Raw genomic sequence first — 14,620 nt, 5'->3', positions numbered from 1 at the left:
TTAAGATCTCGTGCATTTCATTGGTCCATAAATATCCCGGGGGTGAGCCCGGCACGGGCGAGGGGGCAGCGCCCCCTGATTTTTCGCCGAAAAATCGTCGCTCCGGCGGGTCAGGCGCCCAAGGGGCGCAGAAGTTCGCGGCTGATGATGTGGCGCTGGATTTCCGAGGTACCCTCCCAGATCCGCTCGACCCGCGCATCGCGCCAGATACGTTCCAGGGGGAGTTCCTCCATCAGGCCCATGCCGCCGTGGATCTGGATCGCCTCATCGGCGATCATCGCCAGCACTTCGGTGGCTTTCAGCTTGGCCATCGACATGTCGGCCTCGGTCACCGAGCCCTGGTCGTATTTCCAGGCGGCTTCTCGGGTGAGGAGTTCGGCGGCCTTCAGCTCCATCGCCATGTCGGCGAGTTTGAAGGAGATGCCCTGGAACTTGCCGATCTGCTGGCCGAATTGCTTGCGCTCGGCGGCATAGCTCAGGGCATGGCCCATTGCGCGCTCGGCGCGGCCGAGGCAGGTGGAGGCGACCTGCAGGCGGGTGGCGCCCAGCCAGGAATTCGCCACCTCAAAGCCCTTGTGCGCCTCGCCGAGGATCTGGCGCTTGTTGATGCGGCAGTCGTCGAACTCCAGCACGGCATTGGTGTAGCCGCGGTGCGAGACGTTGCGGTAGCCGTCACGGACGTTGAAGCCCTTGGTGCCCTTGTCGACGAAGAAGGCGGTGATTTTCTTCTTCGGGCCGCGCGGGGTGGCCTCCTCGCCAGTCGCCATGAAGACGATGGTGAAGCCGGCCAGATCGGCGTGAGAGATGAAATGCTTGGTGCCGTTCAGCACCCAGTCATCACCATCCTCACGGGCCGAGGCCTTCATGCCGCGCAGGTCGGAGCCCGCGCCGGGCTCGGTCATCGCCAGACAATCCCAGGTCTCGCCCCGGATGCAGGGCATCAGGTACTGCTCGCGCTGTTCGGCATTGCCGGCCAACAGGATGTTCGAGGGGCGCGCGACGCAGGTCCAGTGCAGGGCGTAGTTGGCCCGGCCAAGCTCCTTTTCGTAGAGCAGCCAGCTCAGCGTATCGAGCCCCGCCCCGCCCACTTCGGCGGGCATGTTGGCGGCGTAGAGGCCCGCCTCCATCGCCTTCTTCTGGATCTCGCGGATCAGCTCCAGCGGCAAGTGACCGGTCCGCTCCACCGCGGCCTCATGCGGGTAAAGCTCCCGCTCCACGAAGGTGCGGGTCGTGTCGACGATCATCTGTTGTTCTTCGTTCAGGCCGAAATCCATAGGTCCCATCCCTTTGCGGTTATTGCGGGTCCACGTTGTAGGTCATGCCATCGACCGCCAGCGCCTGGCCCGAGACCATGCGCGCGCCGTCGGAGGCGAGGAAAAGCGCCATCTCGGCCACGTCCTGCGGGTCGGAGAGGCGTTTGAGGGCGGTGCCCGAGGCATAGCCCTGCCGCACGGCATCGGGGGTCAGGCCCTTGGCCTCCGCCTCGGCCGCGATCACCGCGTCGATGCGCGGGCCGGTGACCGAGCCGGGGCAGATCGCATTGGCGCGGATGCCATAGGGGCCAAGTTCCATCGCCACGGTCTTCATCAGGCCAATGACGCCCCATTTCGCCGCCACATAGGGCGCGCGATACGGCGTGCCGTAGAGGCCGGAGGTGGAGGAGGTGAAGATCATCACCCCCGCCTTCGCCGGTTTCATCAGGCGGGCGGCATATTTCGCCGCCAGCATCGCGCCGTCGAGGTTGACGCCGAGGCACTGGTGCCAGGCCTCCAGCGGCATATCCTCGATGGCCGCCGTCGGCCCCTTGATCCCGGCATTGGCGCAAAGCACGTCGAGCCCGCCCCAGTCCTTCTCGATATCGGCAAACAGGGCCTCCATCGCCAGTTCGTAGGCGGCATCGACATGGCTGCCCCTGATGCCCGGCGGCAGGGCGGCGATCATCGCCGCATCGACGTCCGTCACCCAAACGCGGTGGCCAGCGGCCTGGAAGGCCTCGGCCATCACAAGGCCAATGCCATTCGCGCCTGCGGTGATGAGGACGCGTTTCACTTCTTCTGCCCCACGGCGCGGCCGGCGCCTTCGGGCAGTGGCAGGGAGGCTTGGGCGTCAGCGATGGCCTTCAGCTTGGCCCAGACCTCGGGCGCTGCCGCAACCGTCTTGCCGGCAGCCATGTCGACATGCAGGCAAAGCTGCTCGATGGTCGCCACGCATTCGTCGCCCTTCATGATGCGCACGAAGGAGCGGAAGCGCTTCTCGTCCGCCGAGATGATCTGCACCGTGCCGAGCAGCCTGTCGCCCAGCTTCGCCTCGCCCAGGTGGCGGATGTGGGTCTCGGCGGAGTAGTAGGAGTGCCCCGCCTTCACATAATCCATCCCCGCCCCGATCAGCCGCAGGAAAGCATCCACGGTCTCGGAATTGGCAAAGTAATAGCGGCTTTCGGTCATGTGGCCGTTGTAGTCGATCCAGCCGGGCAGGACCTGCATATGGGCCATGGCGAGGGGCGCGGCCTTCGGCGCGGTGTCGGTGGCCGCGTTGAAAACGGCAGCACGAGCCTCGTCATGTTCGCGCAGGACCTTGCCCGCGCCCCAGTTGCGGTCTTTCAAGGCGCGCAGGAAGCCGATCAGGTTGCTGTCGCGGATCCGCTCCAGCTCGCGGATCGTGTGCATGCCCGATTGCGCATCGGACTGGCCAGCGATCAGGTCGACGAGTTCATCGTTGAACTCGGGCACGTCCATCAGCTTGGTCCAGGGCCAGGTGAGACACGGCCCGAACTGCGCCATGAAATGCTTCATCCCGGCCTCGCCGCCCGCCACGCGGTAGGTCTCGAACAGGCCCATCTGGCCCCAGCGCAGGCCGAAACCCATGCGGATCGCCTCGTCGATTTCCTCCGTGGTGGCGACGCCGTCCTTGACCAGCCACAAAGCCTCGCGCCAGACGGCTTCGAGGAAGCGGTCGGCGATATGGGCGTCGATCTCCTTGCGGACATGCAGGGGGAACATGCCGATCTCTTTGAGGATCTGCTTGGCCGCCTCGATCACCTTGGCGTCCGACCGGGGCGAGGGGACGACCTCGGCCAGCGGCAGAAGGTAAACCGGGTTGAACGGGTGGGCGACGAAGATCACCCCGGGGTTGGCCGCCCCCTCCTGCAGTTCCGAAGGCTTGAAGCCCGAGGTGGAGGAGCCGATGGGCGTGCCCAGACCCGCCGATTGCTGGATCTGCGAGAAGACCCGGTGTTTGAGGTCGAGGCGTTCCGAGACGGATTCCTGAATGTAATCCGCGCCTTCCACCGCCTCTGTGATGGTGGCGGCAAAGCTGAGCTTGCCTTCGGCGGGCATCGGCACATCGCTGAGGGCGGGGAGGGCCGCCCGCGCATTGGCCAGCACTTCGCTGATCTTGCGCTCCGCCTGCGGGTCCGGGTCGAAGACCGAGACGTTCCAGCCGTTCAGCAGGAACCGCGCCGCCCAACCGCCGCCGATAACGCCGCCACCGATGATTGCTGCTTTCCGTGTCATCATAGTACCCTTCGATTTTCCTTATTGGACGATCTCTTGCAGGTGCCCGTTTTCATCAAGTTGGGCCCAGGAGCCTCGCCCTCTCTGAGCCGCGCATTGGTGGGTGTCTCCATCGCAAAAGAGTGAGCAGTCCGTTGATTTAGAACAAGACTTCCCCGAGTCAGCAGCATCAGGATAGGGATAGACGCAATTCACGCCCCCCATCAAAATATCGTACATCCCGACTACGCCACCTTCCGCTTTGCATTTTGCCTGATCGGCGGCGTTATCTTCTACCGTACGGGCCGGGCAGATCTGAGGAGTAGGCTTGGCCGGGTCCACACTGTTAACGCACTCGGCATTCTGTAAAGGCTTGCCCGCAGGGGTTACCCAATTGATGACCGGGGCGCAGGCGAGTGCCAAAGCACCAAGGCCAGCCAGTATTCCGATGATCCAAAGTCGATATTTCGACATCTCATCCTCACTTCGCCACCGGCGCCCGCTTCTCCAGCTTCAGCTTCGCCCGCACCTCGGCCGGGGTGATCACCCGGGCGCCGAGGTTGGAGATGATGGTCACGGCCCGTTCGACCAGTTGCGCGTTGGTGGCCAGCACGCCCTTGTCGAGCCAGAGGTTGTCCTCCAGACCGACGCGGACGTTGCCGCCGGCCAGAACGGCGGCAGCGACATAGGGCATCTGGTTGCGGCCGATGGAGAAGGCGCTCCAGAACCAATCCGACGGCACGTTGTTGACCATGGCGAGGAAGGTGTTGAGGTCATCCGGCGCGCCCCACGGTACGCCCATGCAGAGCTGCACCAGGGTCGGGGCGGGGATGACGCCCTCTTTTGCCAGTTCCTTGGCGAGCCAGAGGTGGCCGGTGTCAAACGCCTCGATCTCGATGCGCACACCCGCCGCCGTCATCCGTTTGGCCATGTCCCGCAGCATGCCGGGGGTGTTGACCATGACGTAATCGGCCTCGTTGAAGTTCATCGTGCCGCAGTCGAGGGTGCAGATCTCGGGCCGGCATTCGACGACATGGGCGACGCGCTCGGTGGCGCCGGCCATGTCGGAATGGCCCGCCATCTGGTTCATCTTCTCGGTGCCGTCGAACAGAAGGTCGCCGCCCATGCCGGCGGTCAGGTTCAGGACGACATCGGTGCCCGAATCGCGGATCCGCTCGGTCACTTCGCGGTACAGCTTCGGATCACGCGAGGGTTTGCCGGATTCCGGGTCGCGGACGTGGCAATGGACGATGGCGGCGCCGGCCTTGGCGGCGTCGATCGCGGATTTGGCGATCTGCTCGGGCGAGCGCGGCACATGGGGGGAGCGGTCCTGCGTGCCGCCCGATCCGGTGACGGCGCAGGTGATGAAAACTTCGCGGTTCATGGAAAGCGGCATGGGGGTCCTCCGATTGGGTTGCCGGCACCATAACGGGCTTGGCAAGGCGCGCTTGACGATTTACGAAATCCTCATGTCAAAAAGCGCATCAATTTTCACGTCCTCGCGAGAGGCTTTGACGCTGGCCCTGCTAGTCCTGCCGCAGTCTTCGATTCTGGAGGTCGCCTCGACCCTCGACCCGATGCGGTCGGCCAACCGGCATCTCGGGCATGAGGCCTACCGCTGGCGCGTGGTGTCGCCCGATGGGCGGGCGGTGCCCCTGACCTGCGGGATCGAGCTGCCCTCCTCCGGCCCCCTGGCCGCGGCCGAGGGTGCGGATGCCTTGGTGGTGATCGCGGGGTTCCGGCAGTCCGAGGTGGCGACGGTACCGCTGATCCGCGATCTGTCGCGGATGGCGGGGCGGTTCCTGGCGGTCGGCGGGATTGATGCGGCCCCCTGGGTCATGGCGCGGGCCGGGCTGCTGTCCGGCCACCGCGCCACCGTGCATTGGGAGGATCAGGAGGATCTCGCCGCCGCCCACCCCGATGTCGATGTGGTGCCCGACCGCTGGGTGATCGACCGCAACCGTTTCACGGCGGGAGGGGCCGCCCCTGCCGCCGACCTGATGCTGCATCTGATCGGCAGTCGCCACGGCCCGGGTCTGGCGCGGCAGGTCGCGGCGTCCTTCCTGACCATGCCGCGCCCGGGAAGCGAGCCGCAGGTGGCGCCCTCCCCAATCAGCGACCTGCGGTTGGACCCGAGGGTGGCGCAGGCCGTGGCGCGGATGGAGGCGCGGATTGATACGCCCGAGACGGCGGCGGAGACGGCAGCGGCCATCGGCCTGTCGCCCCGCCGGATGGAGACCCTGTTCCGTCAGACCTTGCAGACCACGCCTGCGGCCTTTGCGCTGCTTCTGCGCCTGCAGGCGGCCCGCAGGATGATCACCGACACGCGGCACCCTTTGGCCGAGGTCGCGCTGCGAACCGGGTTTTCCAGCGCCTCTTCCCTGTCACGCGCCTTTCGCCAGCAGTTCGGCCAACCGCCGAGCGGCTTGCGCTGAAGTTCGGGCCGGTCGCTTGGGGCCGGGGCGGGGAGGCCAGCCTCCCCGCGCCCCTCCGGAGTATTTGGGCAAAGCGCAAATGGGTTGGGGGTCAGGCGGGCAGGCCTTCGACCAGGATCACCCCGGCAGACCCTCGACGATGATGATCTGCACCTTGGCCGCCCCCGTGCGTTCGGCGCGTGCGGCGGCATATTCGGGCGAGGCATAGCAGGCACGCGCCGCCGCAAGGCTGGGGAATTCGATCACGACATGGCGCTCATAATCCGCCGGGCCTTCCACCACGTCACTTTCGCCGCCGCGCGCCAGAAAGCGCCCGCCATGGGCGGCAAAGGCAGCGGGGCCGAGCGCTTGATAGCCCTTGTAGCGGGCGGGGTCGGTGACGGTGACATGGGCGATCCAATAGGCGGGCATCAGCTTTCCTCGGCTTGCAGAAGGCGGCGGGCGATCTGGGCGGCCTCGGTCAGATGGTCGTGGACGGCCTGGCCCGCGCCCGCCACATCATTGGCCGCGATGGCCGTGCAGATCCGCGTCATCCGGGCCAGACCCGAGACATTGCGTTCGCGCGTGGCAAGGGTCAAAGCGCGCAACCGGCTGATGCGGCCGTTCAGACGCTGGACGATCTCCCAGGCGATCTCGTGGCCGGCGGAGAGGAAGATCACCTCGTAAAACTTTGTGGTGGCCTGAAAGAGGGCGAGGCTCTGGCCCTTTGCAAAGGCCGCTTCGATGCCCTGCAAAGCCTCGGTCAGGCGGGCCTTCACGCTGGCATCGGCCACTTCGGCGCAGGCGCGGGCGGCGCCCTGCTCCAGCAAGAGCCGGATGTCATAGATCTGCCGCGCCTGTGCCCAGTCCAGCGTCGCCACCGTGGGGCCCCGGTTGGGCAGGGCTTCGACCAGACCCTCGGCCTCGAGAATGCGGATCACCTCGCGCACGACGGAGCGGCTGACGCCGAGTTGATCGCACAAAGTGCGCTCCACCAGCCGCGCGCCGCTGGCGAAACGGCCCGACAGAATGGCGTCGCGCATCCGGCCCAGCACGATCTCGCGCAGGGTCTGGGGCATCTGGTCGATCTTCAGGTCGTCATAGGGCTGGTCCATGGCACCCTTTAAGCATTTTTCGCCGGGGCATGCAAGTTTTCTTGACATGTTGTCTTATGGTATACCAAGATAGGAGAAACCACGGAGAGAGACTCATGCCCGCGCAGATCCGCAAGACCCTGACCCATGTCGAGACCACCTTCATCGAAGGTGGCAAACTGGCGCCGCGCCCCCTGGTGCTGATCGCCGCCGCTGCCGTGATCAAGAACCCCTGGGCCGGGCGCGGCTTTGTCGAGGACCTCGGGCCGGAGATCCGCGAGGTTGCCCCGGTTCTGGGCCAGCTTCTGACCGAGATGGTGCTGGAACGCAGCGGCGGCGGGGCGGCGGTTGAAGGCTATGGCAAGTCCGCCGTGGTGGGCCTGGATGGCGAGGTCGAACATGCCTCGGCCCTGATCCACACCCTGCGCTTCGGCAACCACTACCGGACGGCGGTGGGCGCGAAATCCTACTTGTCATTTTGCAACACGCGGGGGGGTGCCAATGCGCCGATCATGATCCCGCTCATGCACAAAGACGATGAGGGCGCGCGGTCGCACTACCTGACCATCCATTTCGCGATCCCGGATGCCCCTGCGGCGGATGAAATCGTGATCGCCTTGGGTGCCTCGATCGGCGGGCGGCCGCATCACCGGATCGGTAACCGCTACAAGGATCTGGAGGAGCTGGGCCATGACGCCAAGAACCCTGCAGGCGTCTGACGGCAGCACCCTGCGCTGGATCGAGGCGGGCAGCGGCGCGCCCCTGTTGCTGATCCATGGCGTGGGGATGCGGGCCGAGGCCTGGGGGCCGCAGATGGGCCTGCCGGGCCGGGTGATCGCGCTGGATATGCCGGGGCACGGCGGCACCTCCGCCCTGCCCGAGGGTTGCTTGTTGCAGGATTACGTTGCCTGGGCCGCAAGGGCCATGGCGGAACTGGGCCTGACCTCGGCCAGTGTGGCCGGGCATTCGATGGGGGCATTGGTCGCCCTGGGCCTGGCCGTGACACATCCCGACAAGGTGCGCCGGGTGGCCTTGCTGAACGGCGTCCATCGCCGGACGCCGGAGGCGCGGGCCGCGGTCGTGGCGCGGGCCGATGCGATTGCGGCGGGTGAGTTCGACCTTGAAACCCCGCTGAACCGCTGGTTCCAGCCCGGCGAGGAAGCCGAGCGCGCCGCCGTGGCGGGTTGGCTGTCTCAGGTGAACCGCGCGGGCTATGGGGCGGCCTACAGGGCCTTTTCTCTGGGCGATGATACCTATGCCGACGAACTGGGCCGCCTCGCCTGCCCGGCCCTGATGCTGACCGGCGCGGGCGACCCGAACTCGACCGCCGAGATGGCCGAGGCGATGGCCAGGGCCGCCCCGCTGGGTCAGGCCGTGGTGATCGAAGGCCACCGCCACATGGTCAACCTGACCGCCCCCGAAGCCGTCAATGAAGCCCTGACCCGCTGGCTTGCCACCGAACCGATGGAGAGACGCGCATGAGTGATCCTGACGCCCGCCGCCGCCTGCGCGACGCTTTCGGCACCTTCATGACCGGGGTGACGGTCGTCACCACGATGGCCGAGGGCAAACCCCTGGGCTTCACCGCCAATTCCTTCTCCTCGGTCTCGCTGGAGCCGCCACTTCTGCTGGTTTCCATCGCGAAGGCCTCGGCCAACTACGCGGCCTTCACCGCCGCAAAAGGCTTTGCGATCAACGTCCTGGCGGAAGACCAGCGCGAGGTGTCCAACACCTTCGCAAGGCCCGTCGCCGACCGGTTCGGCATGGTGGACTGGCAGCAAGGTCCGCATGGCGCGCCGGTCCTGTCCGGTGTCTCGGGCTGGTTCGACTGCGCGATGCATCAGGTGATCGAAGCAGGCGACCACGCTCTGCTGATCGGCAGGATCGAGGCGTTTTCGGCCAATACCACCTCGGGCCTCGGCTACTATCGGGGCAGCTATTTCACCGCCACCGCCAGCGCAGTGGCCCCCGGCCCCGATGTCGTGATCAGCGCCATCATCGAGAAGGAGGGCACCGTCCTTCTGATCGACGACGGTTTCGGCGGCTTGACCCTGCCCACCGCCAAGGTTGGCCGCGACGGCGCCACTGCCGCCCTGACCCGCCTGCTCGACGGGCTGCACCTGCAGGCCTCCCCCGGCTTCATCTATTCCGTCTTCGAAGACGTGGCACGCGGCCACCAGCACATCGCCTTCCGCTGCCCCTGCACCGGGGGCACGCCGGCCAAGGGCGCCTTCGTTGACCTCGCCCCCGACAGCCTTGGCGACATCACCGACCCAGCCCTGCGCATCATGCTCGACCGGCTGGCCGAGGAGACCCTCCACGGCAATTTCGGCATCTATTTCGGCAACCAGACCTCGGGCCGCGTGGCCAAAGTGGCAGGAGAAACCCCATGAAATTCTCGCTTTTCGTTCATATGGAGCGGCTCTCGGCCGATGTCCCGCACCAGCAGCTCTATGAAGAGATGGTCGAGCTCTGCCGCATCGCCGACGAGGGCGGCATGCATGCGATCTGGACGGGCGAGCATCACGGGATGGATTTCACCATCGCGCCCAACCCCTTGCTGAACCTTGTGGATCTGGCGCGCCGCACCAAGAATGTGCGCCTCGGCACCGGGTCGATCATCGCCCCGTTCTGGCACCCGATCCGTCTGGCCGGTGAGGCCGCGATGGCCGATATCATCATGGATGGCAGGCTGGAGCTTTGCGTGGCGCGCGGGGCCTACAGCTTTGAATACGAACGCCTTTCGCCCGGTCTGGATGCCTGGAACGCGGGCCAGAAGATGCGCGAGCTGATCCCGGCGGTCAAGGAACTCTGGAAGGGCGATTACGCCCACGACGGCCAGTATTGGCAGTTCCCCAAGACCACCTCGGCCCCCCTGCCCCTGCAACAGCCGCATCCGCCGATCTGGGTGGCGGCGCGCGACATCAACAGCCACGAATTCGCCGTGGCCAATGGCTGCAACGTGCAGGTCACGCCGATGCACCAGGACGATGGCGAAGTGCAGTCCTTGATGGACAAGTTCAACTCCGCTTGCGCCAAATACTCCGACCTGCCGCGCCCGAAAATCCTCGTCCTGCGGCACACTTACGTCGCCGACAGCGAGGAGGACGCGATGCAGGCGGCGCGGGAATTGTCCGTCTTCTTCAACTACTTCGCCGCCTGGTTCCGCAATGAAAAGCCGGTAACCATGGGCCTGATGGAGGCGATCCCCGAGGCAGAGATCGCCGCCAACGCGACCTATGCCCCCGAGGTGCTGCGCAAGAACCACATCGTGGGCGAACCGGCCGAGGTCATTGAGCGGGTGAAGAGCTACGAGGCCATGGGCTACGATGAATTCGCCATCTGGATCGACAGCGGCATGAGTTTCGAACGCAAGAAAGCCTCGCTGCAACGCTTCATTGCTGACGTCATGCCCGCATTCGGGGGCTGAGATGGAACGCTTCCAGCTTTACATCGACGGCGCTTTCGAAGACGGCGCGGCCCAGTTTGAAAGCCTTGATCCGGCGACCGGCACGCCTTGGGCCCTGATGCCTGAAGCGCGCGAGGACGAGGTCAACCGCGCCGTCGAGGCCGCAGACCGCGCCTTCCGCAGCGGCCCTTGGCCCGCGTTGACCGCCACCGCGCGGGGGAAACTGCTCTTGAAGTTGGCCGATCTGGTGCAGGCCGCAGCGCCGCGCCTTGCGGCCTTGGAGACGAAAGACACCGGCAAGATCATCCGCGAAACCTCGGCCCAGATTGCCTATGTGGCGGATTATTATCGCTATTACGCGGGCCTTGCCGACAAGATCGAAGGCGCGCATCTGCCGATAGACAAGCCGGACATGGAGGTCTGGCTGCGCCGCGAACCGATCGGCGTGGTGGCGGCCATCGTGCCGTGGAACAGCCAGCTGTTCCTGTCGGCGGTCAAGCTTGGCCCGGCGCTCGCCGCCGGCTGCACGGTGGTCCTGAAAGCATCAGAGGACGGCCCGGCGCCGCTTCTGGAGTTTGCGCGGCTGGTCCATGAGGCGGGCTTTCCGCCCGGCGTCGTCAATGTGATCACCGGCTTTGGCCCGAAATGCGGCCATGTCCTGACCTGCCATCCGAAAGTGGCCCATATCGCCTTCACCGGTGGGCCGGGCACAGCGCGGGCAGTGGTGCGCAATTCGGCCGAAAACCTCGCCTCGACCTCGCTGGAACTGGGCGGCAAGTCGCCCTTCATCGTCTTCGAGGATGCCGATCTGGAAAGTGCCGCCAATGCCCAGGTCTCGGGCATCTTCGCCGCCACCGGGCAAAGCTGCGTCGCAGGCTCGCGGCTTCTGGTGCAGCGCAGCGTGAAGGCGGCCTTCCTCGCCAAGCTGAAAGCCAAGGCCGAGGCGATCCGCATCGCCGCCCCCGACCTGATGACGACCGAGGTCGGCCCCCTGTGCACCCAACGCCAGCGCGCGCATATCGAGGCCACCATCGCAGCCTCTCTCGCCAAGGGCGCAAGCCTCGTCACCGGCGGCACCGCCCTGCCCGGCCCGGGTTTCTACTTCCCGCCGACGATCATCGACTGTTCCGAAACCCCCGATGCCCCCGCGCTGGCGCGGGAATTCTTCGGCCCGGTCCTGTCGGTGGTCACCTTCGACACCGAGGAGGAGGCGATCCAGCTGGCCAATGACACGGAATATGGTCTGGCTTCGGGCGTCTTCACGGGGTCCCTGACCCGGGCGCACCGGATGATCCGCGCGCTCAGGGCCGGGGTGGTCTGGGTCAACACCTACCGGGCCGTTTCGCCCATCGCGCCCTTTGGCGGCCACGGGCTTTCGGGCCACGGGCGCGAGGGCGGGCTTGCGGCGGCGCTGGACTACACCACGACCAAGACGGTCTGGCTGCGCACCTCGGATGCGCCGATCCCGGACCCCTTCGTGATGCGGTGAACTCTAGTCCACGGCGGGCCGAGCCAGATAGGCCTGCAAGGCCCTGGCCCGCCGCCGCGCCAGCGCCACCGCCTCGGCGGGCGAGATGAAGCGGAAACGCGCGGTGTCACGGGGCCGCAACTGAACGAAACCGTCGAGATCGTCGGAGAGGATCGTGGCGATCTTCGGGTAACCGCCGGTGGTCTGGTGGTCAGCCAGCAGCACCGTCGCCACCCCCTCGCCCGAGACCTGCACCGAACCACGCAGGATCGCCTCCGACGGGATCGACAGGGCGCCTTCAGGCCGCAAGGCGGGGCCGCGCAGCCGCACCCCCATCCGGTCATAGGCATCGGTCAGATGGAAGGGCTGGCTGGCGAAATCGGCGAGTGTCTCGGCAGAGAAAAAGCGGTCCTGCGGCCCGGCCACGGCATTGAGAACGGCCCTGGGCCGTGCCCAGACCGGGCAGGGAATTGGGCCGTCCCGGCGCAAGACACGCGGCGCGGTCACCACGATCTCTTGCCCGGCCACGAGCTTGCCGCCGCCGAGGCCCGAAGGCCCATGCGTGGCGTGACTGCCCAACCAGGCGGGCGCCTCCAGCACACCGGCAAAGGCCAGATAGGTCCAGCTGCCCCAGGGGCCGGGGCGGATCACCAGGCGCTCGCCCGGAGCCGGATGCATGATTTCCCAGGACCCGCGCCGCTCTGCCCCCTTCTGCACGACAAACCCGCCGCCCACGACGGCGAGCGTGACGGCACCCGAAACCGCCTCCAGCGTCAGGCCCCCCAACGAGACCTCGATCGCGGTGGCGCCAGGCGGGTTGCCCAAAGCGGCCTGGGCGATGGCAAAGGCCTTGGCATCCATCGGGCCAGAGGCGGGCACGCCAAAGCGCATCATGCCGCGCCGCCCGGCGTCCTGAAAGGTGACATGCGGGCCGGCAAAGACCACGCGGAGCCGGGCTTCGGTCATCGGAAGGCCTCGTCATCGCTGCGAATGCGGCGAAACTTCACTCGGTCACCGACGTCAAACAGGAAGGGCCGCGCTGGATCGCCGGTCAGGATCTTGGTGGGCGAGCGGCCGATGATCCACCAGCCGGTCGGCATGGTGAGCGTGGTGACCAGGCATTGGGCGCCCGCGATGATGACGCTGCCCGCCGCGATGCCGCGCAGGGGGCTGGCCTTGCGGTCAAGGTGAAGCGGCTTGGGCAGGCCGCCCAGATAGGCATAGCCGGGGGCGAAACCATACATGAAGACGCTGTAATCGCCGGAAAGATGCGCCGCGATCACCGCCTCGGGCGCAAGGCCGGTCAGGCGGGCCACCTCGGCCAGATCGGGCGAGTCCTCATAACAGACCAGCACCTCCCGCGTGGCGGAGGCAGTCCTGGTCGGGCCGGCGGTAGCCTCTGTCAGGCGGCGCAGATGGGTTTCCACGGTGGCATGGTCGGTCAGAACCGGGTCGAAATCGACCAGCAGGTTGACGAAGGCCGGGATCGCCTCGCGCAGGCCCGGGAAGGGATGGGCGGCCAGGGCCTGATCCAGCGCCAGCACGGCGTCATGGGCGGCATCGGTGATCGTCGCGCCGAATTCCACCAGAATTGCGTGGTCGGCCACAGGGCGGAACAGGGCCATGGCCTAGCCCGCAAAGGCCGCGAGGGTGACGCCCGCCGCGGTCAGCCGGGCGCGGATCTCCCGCGCCATGGCGACGGCATGCGGGCTGTCGCCATGGATGCAGATCGACTGCGCGGCAAGCGGGATCGGCGGGCCATCGACCACCGGCATCAATCCGGTGTCGAGAAAGCGCAGCAGGCGGTCGGCGGCCTCTCCCGCATCTTTGATCATCGCATCGGGGCGGCTGCGGGGCACCAGGCGGCCCGTCGAAAGATAGCCGCGGTCGGCGAAAATCTCGGAATAGACCGGGTGGCCGGCGGCGCGGGCGGCCAGTTCGACCTCGGTCCCCGAGATCGCCAGAAGGGCGAGGTCGGGCGAGATGGCACGGGTGGCGGAAAGGATCGCCTCGGCCACGTCACGGCGGTCGGCGGCGAGGTTGGCCAGGGCGCCATGCGCCTTGACATAGGCGACCCGCGCCCCGGCGAGGGCCGCAACCCCCATCAGGCTGCCGATCTGGGCGGCCACCATGCGGGAGATCTCCTCCGGCGTCATCGGGATCACCCGGCGGCCAAAACCCTCGCGGTCGGCATAGCCCGGATGCGCCCCGACCACGACGCCATTGGCCGCGGCCAAGCGCAGCGTGGCGAACATCGTCTCGGGGTCGGAGGCATGACCGCCGCAGGCGATATTGGCCGAAGTCACCAGCCGCAGCATGGCAGCGTCATCGCCCATGGCCCAGGGACCATAACCCTCGCCGAGGTCGGAATTGAGGTCGATCTTGTGCATGGAGCCTCCGCTTTCGGCCATGCAACTATGGCGCGCCGCCGGATGCAAGGGCCACGATTTTTCGACGAAAAATCAGAGCCAGGCGCTGCACCTGAATTTTCGCAGAGGGTCTTGACTAGGAGAGCGGGTTTTCGCGGCAGATTTTGAGCAGGATCCTGGTCAGGTTCTTGCCGCGATTGTTGTATCTGAACTCGCATTCCTTGAGGTGCAAGGGGAAGGTTTTGGGGCTTAGGCCGCGGAAGCGGGCGAGGCGGGTTTTGGCGTAGCCCCAGAAGGCCTCGATGCCGTTGATATGGACCTCGCCACGGGCGAATTCGTCGCGACCGTGGTCGACGCGGACATGGGCATAGCCGA

16 protein-coding genes are annotated in these 14,620 nt (G+C 66.6%); 6 read left to right on the top strand and 10 right to left on the bottom strand.

All coding sequences use genetic code 11. The features are described 5' to 3' along the window. Positions 1–110: 110 nt before the first annotated feature. From AC1DVR_RS20745 to bcoG, 4 genes are all read right to left on the bottom strand, one after another. Entirely contained in the window at positions 111–1,274 is a 1,164-nt protein-coding gene (locus AC1DVR_RS20745; RefSeq protein WP_478002521.1) for an acyl-CoA dehydrogenase family protein, read from the bottom strand. 19 nt (positions 1,275–1,293) lie between these two features. Further along, positions 1,294–2,049, bottom strand: coding sequence for an SDR family oxidoreductase (locus AC1DVR_RS20740; RefSeq protein WP_478002520.1), 756 nt, complete (start codon positions 2,047–2,049; stop codon positions 1,294–1,296). Continuing rightward, complete coding sequence (locus AC1DVR_RS20735; RefSeq protein ID WP_478002519.1) at positions 2,046–3,512, bottom strand: carnitine 3-dehydrogenase; 1,467 nt, start codon at positions 3,510–3,512, stop codon at positions 2,046–2,048. Before AC1DVR_RS20735 ends, AC1DVR_RS20740 begins: the two co-directional genes overlap by 4 nt. Before the next feature lie 460 nt (positions 3,513–3,972). Further along, positions 3,973–4,887, bottom strand: coding sequence for a 3-dehydrocarnitine:acetyl-CoA trimethylamine transferase BcoG (bcoG, locus tag AC1DVR_RS20730; protein ID WP_478002518.1), 915 nt, complete (start codon positions 4,885–4,887; stop codon positions 3,973–3,975). 73 nt (positions 4,888–4,960) lie between these two features. Between bcoG and AC1DVR_RS20725 the strand changes: the two genes are divergently transcribed. Continuing rightward, a complete protein-coding gene (locus AC1DVR_RS20725; protein WP_478002517.1) occupies positions 4,961–5,926 on the top strand; it encodes a GlxA family transcriptional regulator in 966 nt (321 codons plus the stop codon). Positions 5,927–6,043: 117 nt separating this feature from the next. Here AC1DVR_RS20725 and AC1DVR_RS20720 read toward each other — a convergent pair whose 3' ends face one another. Beyond that, the gene (locus AC1DVR_RS20720) at positions 6,044–6,337 is read right to left on the bottom strand and encodes a DUF1330 domain-containing protein (RefSeq protein ID WP_478002516.1); all 294 of its coding nucleotides are present in this window, start codon (positions 6,335–6,337) and stop codon (positions 6,044–6,046) included. Further along, on the bottom strand, positions 6,337–7,020 hold the full coding sequence (locus AC1DVR_RS20715; RefSeq protein ID WP_478002515.1) for a GntR family transcriptional regulator: 684 nt from the start codon (positions 7,018–7,020) through the stop codon (positions 6,337–6,339). Before AC1DVR_RS20715 ends, AC1DVR_RS20720 begins: the two co-directional genes overlap by 1 nt. A gap of 95 nt (positions 7,021–7,115) precedes the next feature. Here AC1DVR_RS20715 and AC1DVR_RS20710 point away from each other — a divergent pair, with 95 nt between their 5' ends. From AC1DVR_RS20710 to AC1DVR_RS20690, 5 genes are read left to right on the top strand one after another with little or no spacing between them, the layout of a single operon-like run. Further along, positions 7,116–7,718 carry an amino acid synthesis family protein gene (locus tag AC1DVR_RS20710; RefSeq protein ID WP_478002514.1) on the top strand — a complete coding sequence of 201 codons (603 nt, stop codon included), beginning with the start codon at positions 7,116–7,118 and terminating at the stop codon, positions 7,716–7,718. Continuing rightward, positions 7,690–8,481 carry an alpha/beta fold hydrolase gene (locus tag AC1DVR_RS20705; RefSeq protein ID WP_478002513.1) on the top strand — a complete coding sequence of 264 codons (792 nt, stop codon included), beginning with the start codon at positions 7,690–7,692 and terminating at the stop codon, positions 8,479–8,481. The genes AC1DVR_RS20710 and AC1DVR_RS20705 overlap by 29 nt, the downstream gene beginning before the upstream one ends. Continuing rightward, entirely contained in the window at positions 8,478–9,392 is a 915-nt protein-coding gene (locus AC1DVR_RS20700) for a flavin reductase family protein (RefSeq protein ID WP_478002512.1), read from the top strand. The genes AC1DVR_RS20705 and AC1DVR_RS20700 overlap by 4 nt, the downstream gene beginning before the upstream one ends. After that, positions 9,389–10,429 carry an LLM class flavin-dependent oxidoreductase gene (locus AC1DVR_RS20695; RefSeq protein ID WP_478002511.1) on the top strand — a complete coding sequence of 347 codons (1,041 nt, stop codon included), beginning with the start codon at positions 9,389–9,391 and terminating at the stop codon, positions 10,427–10,429. Before AC1DVR_RS20700 ends, AC1DVR_RS20695 begins: the two co-directional genes overlap by 4 nt. Position 10,430: 1 nt before the next feature. Further along, on the top strand, positions 10,431–11,897 hold the full coding sequence (locus AC1DVR_RS20690; RefSeq protein WP_478002510.1) for an aldehyde dehydrogenase: 1,467 nt from the start codon (positions 10,431–10,433) through the stop codon (positions 11,895–11,897). 3 nt (positions 11,898–11,900) lie between these two features. Here AC1DVR_RS20690 and AC1DVR_RS20685 read toward each other — a convergent pair whose 3' ends face one another. The 4 genes from AC1DVR_RS20685 to AC1DVR_RS20670 form a co-directional block, all read right to left on the bottom strand. Then, positions 11,901–12,842 (bottom strand): 5-oxoprolinase subunit C family protein, encoded by a 942-nt coding sequence (locus AC1DVR_RS20685; RefSeq protein ID WP_478002509.1) that lies wholly within the window; start codon positions 12,840–12,842, stop codon positions 11,901–11,903. Beyond that, entirely contained in the window at positions 12,839–13,501 is a 663-nt protein-coding gene (locus AC1DVR_RS20680) for a 5-oxoprolinase subunit B family protein (RefSeq protein WP_478002508.1), read from the bottom strand. The genes AC1DVR_RS20685 and AC1DVR_RS20680 overlap by 4 nt, the downstream gene beginning before the upstream one ends. Before the next feature lie 3 nt (positions 13,502–13,504). Then, a complete protein-coding gene (locus tag AC1DVR_RS20675) occupies positions 13,505–14,266 on the bottom strand; it encodes a LamB/YcsF family protein (protein WP_478002507.1) in 762 nt (253 codons plus the stop codon). Positions 14,267–14,381: 115 nt separating this feature from the next. Further along, on the bottom strand, positions 14,382–14,620 hold a 239-nt coding region (locus AC1DVR_RS20670), incomplete at its 5' end, for a transposase (RefSeq protein ID WP_478001260.1).

The organism is Rhodobacter sp. P2_H5, assembly GCF_056403335.1.
This window is presented reverse-complemented; position numbering and strand designations above follow the sequence as displayed.

Bases quoted from the DNA above. Each gene is read 5' to 3' on its own strand.
- AC1DVR_RS20745 (WP_478002521.1), bottom strand. From the start codon at position 1,274: ATGGATTTCGGCCTGAACGAAGAACAACAGATGATCGTCGACACGACC.
- AC1DVR_RS20735 (WP_478002519.1), bottom strand. From the start codon at position 3,512: ATGACACGGAAAGCAGCAATCATCGGTGGCGGCGTTATCGGCGGCGGT.
- bcoG (WP_478002518.1), bottom strand. From the start codon at position 4,887: ATGCCGCTTTCCATGAACCGCGAAGTTTTCATCACCTGCGCCGTCACC.
- AC1DVR_RS20725 (WP_478002517.1), top strand. From the start codon at position 4,961: ATGTCAAAAAGCGCATCAATTTTCACGTCCTCGCGAGAGGCTTTGACG.
- AC1DVR_RS20720 (WP_478002516.1), bottom strand. From the start codon at position 6,337: ATGCCCGCCTATTGGATCGCCCATGTCACCGTCACCGACCCCGCCCGC.
- AC1DVR_RS20715 (WP_478002515.1), bottom strand. From the start codon at position 7,020: ATGGACCAGCCCTATGACGACCTGAAGATCGACCAGATGCCCCAGACC.
- AC1DVR_RS20710 (WP_478002514.1), top strand. From the start codon at position 7,116: ATGCCCGCGCAGATCCGCAAGACCCTGACCCATGTCGAGACCACCTTC.
- AC1DVR_RS20705 (WP_478002513.1), top strand. From the start codon at position 7,690: ATGACGCCAAGAACCCTGCAGGCGTCTGACGGCAGCACCCTGCGCTGG.
- AC1DVR_RS20700 (WP_478002512.1), top strand. From the start codon at position 8,478: ATGAGTGATCCTGACGCCCGCCGCCGCCTGCGCGACGCTTTCGGCACC.
- AC1DVR_RS20695 (WP_478002511.1), top strand. From the start codon at position 9,389: ATGAAATTCTCGCTTTTCGTTCATATGGAGCGGCTCTCGGCCGATGTC.
- AC1DVR_RS20690 (WP_478002510.1), top strand. From the start codon at position 10,431: ATGGAACGCTTCCAGCTTTACATCGACGGCGCTTTCGAAGACGGCGCG.
- AC1DVR_RS20685 (WP_478002509.1), bottom strand. From the start codon at position 12,842: ATGACCGAAGCCCGGCTCCGCGTGGTCTTTGCCGGCCCGCATGTCACC.
- AC1DVR_RS20680 (WP_478002508.1), bottom strand. From the start codon at position 13,501: ATGGCCCTGTTCCGCCCTGTGGCCGACCACGCAATTCTGGTGGAATTC.
- AC1DVR_RS20675 (WP_478002507.1), bottom strand. From the start codon at position 14,266: ATGCACAAGATCGACCTCAATTCCGACCTCGGCGAGGGTTATGGTCCC.